Here is a 7,586-nt window from a genome sequence, read left to right on the forward strand (position 1 = left end):
ATTTGGCCGGGAGGGAAGTCTAACTCGCGCCAACAGACAAGACTGTCCTCTATACGCCGCACGGGAGTCTTCGGCATGCCGCAACATTCCTCGTGTCCGATTCCGATTATTGCGAAGTCCTAATCGAAATCGATATCCAGACGCCGATCCCTGAAGTGGTGAAGGAACGGCGTACAGATCGTGGCTTTTTCTTTATCGGCTGCCGCTTCGACGATCAGATGCTGCGGATCTACGCTCGACAGATCATGAAGCGCTCCCACGGCCCACATTTTGCAGTGCTTGATGCGGAAATGCTGACCAGAAACGAACGCCGCTTCCTTGCAGCAAGTGCAATCACGGTTGTCGACCTGCCGACCCGCGAGGCCACGGCTCTGCTTGTCCCATCAGACATCGGGGCGGATGGTAGCCAGGGCCATAGAGCGGCCAGTTCGAATTTCTGTTGCCGCTAGAGTCGGAAGAAGCCATACGTCTACGACAAAGCTCTCTATCTTCGCAGGTCGAGAACCTATTCGCCACTCAAGGATTGGAGGCGCATCGCAACACGCTATGACCGATGTGCCCACACGTTCTTCTCAGCGATCTGCATCGCAGCTTCCGTTATCTTCTGGCTTGGGATTGGCGAAGTCCTGACCTAGGTTTCGGGGCGTCGTCGCAACGAGCAAGTTTTTTGGTCGCGTTCAATAGCTGCTCATGCAGGAGTGATGAGTTTAGCAGGAGTTTTGAACGGATTTAAGACGGCCACTCCCCGGCCGACGAAATCCTCCTCGTTTCTAGTGACGACAAGTAGGCCGTGAACCTGTGCCGTTGCCGCCAAGCCCACATCATCGATATTCTTGTCGCCGCGACCGAGATGGCCTCCCCAAACGGTTGCGACCTTCTGGTCGACAGGAATGATCCGACCTTCATATGCGGTGAAAATTTGCTGGGCCGCCGCAGCAAGGCGATCAGCAACAAGCTCATCGGTCTTCCGCTTTTTCTCGATGCCCTTGGTTATTTCACGCACGGATATGACACTGATGGCGAGATCGAGATCATCGACCTTCGAAAGCCAGGCTTTGGCGTTGTCGTGTGGCTTCGGTCGGCTCAGTTCCTTCAGGACGTTTGTATCAAGCAAATACTTCAATCAAGATCATCCAACGCGCTGAGATCAGCTTCGCGCATCGCCGCTTTTGCTGTCTGCTTTGGGTAAGGCCGGCCCGCCTTTGGATGCGCTTCGGCGTAAATTTTCGCGGCGATGATTTGAGACTCGGCGAGCGAGGGATAGTCTTGCTGGACCTGACTAACGGAAACTCCGGCATCGAGAAGTGCTGCAATTCGATGGGCTTCGATTTTGGTCCCCCTGATGAAGGCCTCCTTACCCGACGAATCAATATGCGCGTTCAGCCTATCGAGCTCTTTTACCTTCTTCTCGACATCACGGACGTGGCTGGAGATGTCGTATCGATGATTTCCAAAGACGACCACTTTCTCATGACGGCCTTGGAGCGTCGTTCGTAGCGCGTTGTAAAGCTCCGACTGAGTTTTCGGCGTGAACGCTTGTTTTAGTTCGTCATAGGCGTGCAGAAACACTAGCTCGGCGGTACCGAACTGCCGTATGCGCCGACCGCCTCTCGTCACCAGATGAGGCTTGACCGGCGAACGCTCGACGACTTTTTTGAAGCTCTCCAGCGGCTCGCCGAGCACGAATGCGGCCTGAGCTGTTGTCAAAGTTTCCATTCTTCCTCACTAATTCAACCCCAATAATAGGGTTTAATTAGAAACCTTTCAAGATGTGAGGATCATCATTGCCGAGCATCAGAATGGCGATCATCCCAACTGGATGGAATTTCATACGCCACCTTTGGAAAGCAATGGATCGTCGGCATCATTCCGTTACGACCGCAATGCACCTTGGGCAAAACTTCGACGAAGACGACAATGTCGTTGGCGTTCGTCCGCAAGCCTTCGAACTACGACCTGATGAGCCGTACCTTTCGTCAACTTGGTGTGAGTATTTCTCTGGCGCGCAGGATCAACAGTTGAGGTGTGCCATCGAGGCAATCCGTAACAGTAATCTCAAGGTTGGAGGAAAAGCGCAGTTCGCTGTGGGGCTTGTGCGAGAGATTAGGCAACTCGTCGACGCTAGACCAAATGCCAAAAAGATCCGGATCATTCACGAGCCTGAAGAAGATAACGAGGCCCATGCCGCCATGCGCCATTGGCCCGAAAGTGATGTTGAACTTTTCGATCTCCTCGCTCAGTCTGTATGGTCAATGCTCTACAACTCGGAAGCGGCGGACGCACTCCCAACCTCAGAGTGCGCATGCAGTGAGCGAGGCCAAGGCAAATAGCGGACAAATCGGCCACTTCACATTAACTCATAAATCCCGGCATTCTCCTCTGGCGCGGCCCCTATAAGAGGCGTGCCGCAGTTTCCCGTCATGCGTCCCGGCGCGATATTCGACCTCCGCCACCAGCGTCGGCTTCACCTAAACGATATATTTGCGCCGACCTGAATATTCGACAGGCGGTTTCTTCGCCTTGAGTTTGTCGAGAGCTTCGCGCAGCTCATACGCGGTGCGTTCATTGAATCCGGTACCGACCGATCCGACATAGATCAGCTTCTTGCCCTGGCGTGCTGCGAGCAGCAGCGAACCAATGCCAGCACGCGCTACGAAGGAATGCTCATAGCCGACAATCGCGAAGCCGTCGCTCTGGATGCATTTGATTTTCAGCCAGTCGCCGATGCGACCGGAACGATAGGTGCTTTCTCGGTCTTTGGCGATGATGCCCTCGAGGCCGTGCTCGCAGGCAGCTACAAAAACCGGTCTCCGTCAGCTTCGATCTCTTCAGAGAGCCGTATGACGTCGTCTCTGCTCTTGATCAGCCCTTCCAGGAGATGGCGCCGCGCCGTGAATTCCAACTGCCTCAGATCACGACCGTCAAAATAGAGCAGATCGCAGGCCATGAAGATCGCGTCGTCTGAGGTTCGCTTGCCGCCCCGGCCGCCGAGCGATTGCTGCAGCAGCCCGAAATCGGACCTGCCTTGCTCGTCGAGCACGACCGCCTCGCCATTAAGGATCGCGGTCGCCACGTCGAGCTTCTTGGCCGCTTTTGCAATAGCCGGGAACCGATCCGTCCAATCATGGCCGCCGCTGGTGATGATGCGAACGCCTTTCGGGCTCAAGGTGCACGGAAAGGCGATAGCCGTCCCACTTGATTTCGTATGCCCACTGCGGCCCTTTTGGGCGGCCTTGGCTTCAGCAGCGCCAGGCACGGCTCTATGCGTTCTGGCATATGGTCGAGGGGAAGATTGGGCTGCGCTGGATCTCGTGGCTTGCGCGGCCGGGATCGCAGTTGTTTGTCGGTCGCCTGAAGAGGCCTGGAACGCGGGGACTTCGCCATGCGATAATTACATCATGCATAGCGCAAATATCCACCGCGAATTCGGCGAGGACTATTCTACCGGCCGCTTGTACTGCTCGATCCGCGTAGCGTGGCCGTGCGCCTCGGCGAGTGCTTGAGGCGAATGCTCACCGCTGATTGCGAGACTGACGGCGGTCGTCATACCCACACGGCCGCGGCCGCTCTCTATCTCGCGCGAGTGGAGGTTGCAAACCTCGTCCGCCGCCATAGGTTGTTATAAGGACTTGATGATCCGGACTCCTTTCGATGGCCTGGACTGTGAAACTTCAAGATCGCGAGATAACAATCACGACAGCGGCAATTGACGTTCTCAAAGCGCGTTTTGTACGCGATGAGGAGCTTCTTTCACGGATGTCAGAATCGTGGTGGCGCGACATCTTCGTACACATGGTCGCCTTTGGCATCGACCCAACCGAGATCATCCAAGCAGTCCACAACGTAGAGGCCGGCAAGCCGAACAGCGATGTCACTGTGACCAAATTCAGAGACGAGTCTCTTAAGGCCTTATGGCACAAACATTACTTCACGGCACGCTATCTCCCTGCCAATATCTTCCCAGCGCGTGGAAAGAACGGCCTCAATACCATTGTCGATGAAATCCTCGATCCGGTGAAATACCCGGTCATAACACCTCAGGCTATTGATGAGCTAGCGCAAGCCGTATCAACTTTGCCGGTCAAAAACCGCAGTGTGGACGGAAAGCTCACCGGCGAATGGGTCATATTCGCCAAGCATGATGGGAAGAACTACTATCTCGGCCTCGCCCGGACGATCGCTTCGACAGGACTTTAATTTGTAGCACCGGAGATTTCCGGAGCTATCAGGTGGATTCCTCGCCCGTTGTAGCCGGACCCGAATTTTCGGCGCGATCCGCGAAGGCCACGGAAGATCGCGATTTCGAATTGTCTGATCTTCTCGGAAGCCTCAGCAGTCATTCGCGAGCACATTCAAGTCCCGACGATGATATTGCTGATCAGGAATTTGAAGCGCACGACTAGGAACATTCCGAGCGCCTCGGATGTTCGGCGGAATGGATCGTGCGGCCAAGTTCTCCTGTAACAGTGCTTCATCCCCTTGCACGTGGCCGTGCGGTCCGCTTCGGTTCTTCGCGCATCGTCTGTTAGCGTACGGTAACCATGATTCTTGATGGCTTCGTTTGCCTTATGCGTTATTTAAGCGCATCCTTATTTATCGGCCCGACAATTTCAACCGGGTGCCCCGGGCCGCTTGAGAGACGATCTGCTCTTGCCTGAAATAGGAGAGCTGGTATGTCTCTTTTCGAATTAGTTTCCTTTACCGATGATGAGATTGAACTCGTGACGTCCGTAGTCGTCCGTTGGTCAGAGAGAAATCATGTCAATGTCAAAAGCGAACACGGCCAGGCCGCGCTAACGCAGGCCATCGCCCTCGTCAGTTCCGGCATGAGTTCGCCGGGTGCCATCGTGGGGAGGCTCGATGAGGTTTGCGCACCGCCCGCCCCCGAGTATCCTAGGTCTCTTGTTGACGAGTGAACGCTAATACTACAGTTGTAGATGCCCTCGAGTTTTGTAATGAGCGATCATTGCTAGCGCTTGGTGCTCGACGACATCAACGAGCTACACGGGCTTACGGCCACGTTTGAAATCAGAAACGGCGACCGCGTCTTCAAGCGGTGGGCGGCTTGATATGCAGGTGCTCGATCTAAAACCCGTCGCTCACCGTAGCGGCGGGAGGATGTTGCATGTCGCCAATTTCGATATGCAACTCTCCGATAACGTGGCCATCTACGGGATGCGGCTTCTTCGCGCGCCGAACGGGGATCATGTTTCTTATGCGCCAACCGCGCTAGGTGGTCGCCGATCGGTGACATTCGGAGGGCCTCTCCCCGAAGCTATTACCGCCGCCGCCCTCAGGACATTTATGGAGCTCGACACAGCCAATGGCGCCACTTCCGCGGAATAAGACTGAGCCGACCGCCGCTTTCGATGAGCCCGCGATCCGTGAACACGAGCTTCTCGTTGATAGCCTGCCGGACGAAACCGGCCGTTCCCATGTCTGCGCAGAAAATATCGCCCTTGCTGCGCAGTTCCCGCTCGCCCTCTGAGAAGCGAAAGCGACGGCGGTCGTCTTCTTTGCCTACGCCCGTCGGGACGAGGACCGGAGAGCCATCGAGAAAGCCGCAGACATTCTTTTCGCCGTCGCTGTATATCGTCAACCCGTATCCGTGAACGGGTCTGCTGGTGTCAGAAATGCGCAAATAATCCTCCTTCGCCGGCGCTCGGCAAACGATTAATGAATGATGATTGATTGTCGGGATCGGCCGTGCCGAAGTCTAGAATCAGGCGATTTAGGCAGCCGCCATCGCGCGAGCATTGTCATTTGCGAATTCGTAGACAGCCGTCCCTCGAGTCCCGGTAAGCCACGCATCGAGGTCTGACCTGAGATACGTGACGGAACCACAAACCTTCAGATAAACCGGGCCACTTCCAATTAAGCGCGTTTTGTTGAGCCAGCTCGCCGACTTCCGAATGTAGGCCGCAGCTTCATTTGTATTGAATTTTTCGCTTGACACTTTTGCCCTCCCTGGTTTACAAAATTTGACACAACAAATAAAATTTCGCTATGCGTCTGATCGTGACATTGGTGTAAACTTACGTTTTTGTCAACGGGTGGCAGGAAGCGTCATCCGCTACCACTTGCACGCGGCGCCAATTTTAGCGGACACTTCTTCAACATTTGATAGGTTGAACTCTGCGTCAACACGATCATTTGCCTCTATTCGAACGGCAAACTTATCATTGTTGCGGAGCTTCTTGATAAACGGAATCGCTTTGGATCCGTCCCAGAGTCCCACCGCCTTGTAGTTCGTCGACCTTGTCCAAAGGCTCGATGCGGCAGGCTCATCACCGATTCTGGTCGTCACGCGAACAGTGTCGTCTGTCATAAACATATTGGCACTGAAGACGACCGTTGTCCTGTTTTCCGAGCAACGCAAAATAAGCAAAGCTTCGCCATCGCCAACGCCTGTATATGAAACCTTCGTAGGGAGGAGACCCCCAGCAACGGTAGAGCTATCGTCAAACGACGACTTGTCCTCCGTCACCTCCCATTTGGCTACGTCTGTTTTGGCCGGCTCCGAAGTCGTTGCTGCTGCACCATTCGCACTCGACGCACCTGGCGTCGAGGAATCTTGCGCCTTTGGAACCAGCTTATCGAAGCATGTGAGTCTCTGCAGGGAATCCGCAATCATTGCGCACGCTTGTGGCGTTTCATCAGCAAACGCTGAGCCGCCAGCAGCAATTGCGAGCGTCACCGCGACCGCCACAAGAATGGCTTTAAGGAGAATTACCACAAAATTTCGCGGCGCATAGTTGTACGCTTAGATTTTGCACCCTTTACGCCGCCCTCACAAAACACCAGCGGCGCGTATCGAGTGAATTCCTCGGTTTCGGTAACTAGATTGGTACGACGAGAGGTACGACGCACCCCGCAAGAGCCCTTATTTCACGCCAAATCGGTCCAGTCTATCATGGGCGCCATTTGCCGACCCGGCCTGCAGGATAATCCTGAGCGTTTTTCGGTAGTCCCCGCAACTTTGCGGGGAGTGTCGAGAAGCGCTGCCGCAATGATAGGCTCACCGAACCGCGAATTTTGTCGTCAGCCGAGTTGAGCCATAATTTCGGATTGAATGGTGGCTGCGGTGTATAGGGAAGCGTCCAGCGGCAGACTCCCAAACGCAAGTTGACAAAGAAGATAGTTGGCGCCTGCCTCTTCCAGCTGATCAAGAAGAGTTTGTCGCACCGAAGCCGCCGTTCCTGCCACGCATAATTCACTCTCGACCGCCTCGTCAAAGGTCAGCGGCAGGTTTGGGGGAGTCGGGAGTTCGTTGAGCTCATAAAGGAATTTAAAGCTCCTAAGCCAATGTTCGTAGGCAGACGCTGCGAGCGAACAGGCATGCAGGTCAGAACGTCCAATCACGACCATGCGGAGCAATCCACGAAATGGCGCTTGATCGTCTGCGCTCGTGTCGTGCTCTCGATGGGCGCGGAAGGCATCAGTAATTTTGCGGACGGAAGAGGAAGGTCCGACGCACGCGATATTCGCGCCGTTCGCAGCGGCCCAGCGGGCTGATTCAGGTCGGTTGGTGGCGATCCACGTCGGCGGATGCGGACGTTGATGAGGTCGTAACGTCAGAGGAATGT

The 7,586-nt window shown here is 55.0% G+C and carries 8 protein-coding genes and 3 pseudogenes; 5 read left to right on the forward strand and 6 right to left on the reverse strand.

Annotated elements, in window-relative coordinates:
- Together C9413_RS24265 and C9413_RS33785 are read left to right on the forward strand one after the other, a co-directional pair.
- Positions 1 to 380 (forward strand): annotated as a pseudogene (locus tag C9413_RS24265) (SIR2 family protein); the annotation flags it as partial.
- 63 nt (positions 381 to 443) lie between these two features.
- Positions 444 to 635 (forward strand): annotated as a pseudogene (locus C9413_RS33785) (hypothetical protein); the annotation flags it as partial.
- Positions 636 to 688: 53 nt separating this feature from the next.
- On the opposite strand, the gene C9413_RS24270 reads toward C9413_RS33785, so the two are convergent.
- A complete protein-coding gene (locus tag C9413_RS24270; protein ID WP_040114238.1) occupies positions 689 to 1,123 on the reverse strand; it encodes a type II toxin-antitoxin system VapC family toxin in 435 nt (144 codons plus the stop codon).
- A complete protein-coding gene (locus tag C9413_RS24275; protein WP_040114237.1) occupies positions 1,120 to 1,716 on the reverse strand; it encodes a DUF433 domain-containing protein in 597 nt (198 codons plus the stop codon). The genes C9413_RS24270 and C9413_RS24275 overlap by 4 nt, the downstream gene beginning before the upstream one ends.
- A gap of 83 nt (positions 1,717 to 1,799) precedes the next feature.
- On the opposite strand from C9413_RS24275, the gene C9413_RS24280 reads away from it, so the two are divergent.
- Entirely contained in the window at positions 1,800 to 2,330 is a 531-nt protein-coding gene (locus C9413_RS24280; RefSeq protein WP_040114236.1) for a hypothetical protein, read from the forward strand.
- Between the two features lie 17 nt (positions 2,331 to 2,347).
- Here the strand turns inward: C9413_RS24280 and ligD are convergent.
- Positions 2,348 to 3,384 (reverse strand): annotated as a pseudogene (ligD, locus tag C9413_RS24285) (non-homologous end-joining DNA ligase).
- Between the two features lie 267 nt (positions 3,385 to 3,651).
- Here ligD and C9413_RS24290 point away from each other — a divergent pair.
- Positions 3,652 to 4,197 carry a hypothetical protein gene (locus C9413_RS24290; protein WP_052451695.1) on the forward strand — a complete coding sequence of 182 codons (546 nt, stop codon included), beginning with the start codon at positions 3,652 to 3,654 and terminating at the stop codon, positions 4,195 to 4,197.
- Positions 4,198 to 4,673: 476 nt separating this feature from the next.
- On the forward strand, positions 4,674 to 4,916 hold the full coding sequence (locus tag C9413_RS24295) for a hypothetical protein (RefSeq protein WP_040114235.1): 243 nt from the start codon (positions 4,674 to 4,676) through the stop codon (positions 4,914 to 4,916).
- A gap of 386 nt (positions 4,917 to 5,302) precedes the next feature.
- Here C9413_RS24295 and C9413_RS24300 read toward each other — a convergent pair whose 3' ends face one another.
- The 3 genes from C9413_RS24300 to C9413_RS24310 all read right to left on the reverse strand — a co-directional run.
- Positions 5,303 to 5,641, reverse strand: a complete 339-nt coding sequence (locus C9413_RS24300; RefSeq protein ID WP_132553387.1) for a hypothetical protein — start codon at positions 5,639 to 5,641, stop codon at positions 5,303 to 5,305.
- A 432-nt stretch (positions 5,642 to 6,073) separates the two neighbouring features.
- Positions 6,074 to 6,736: a type VI secretion system-associated protein TagO gene (locus C9413_RS24305; protein ID WP_052451694.1), complete on the reverse strand. Its 663-nt coding sequence runs from the start codon at positions 6,734 to 6,736 to the stop codon at positions 6,074 to 6,076.
- Positions 6,737 to 7,041: 305 nt separating this feature from the next.
- Positions 7,042 to 7,586, reverse strand: a 545-nt coding sequence (locus tag C9413_RS24310; RefSeq protein ID WP_170251004.1) for an LLM class flavin-dependent oxidoreductase, incomplete at its 5' end; no start/stop codon positions are given.

Source organism: Rhizobium sp. SEMIA 4085 (genome assembly GCF_013004495.1).
GTDB lineage: Bacteria > Pseudomonadota > Alphaproteobacteria > Rhizobiales > Rhizobiaceae > Rhizobium > Rhizobium gallicum.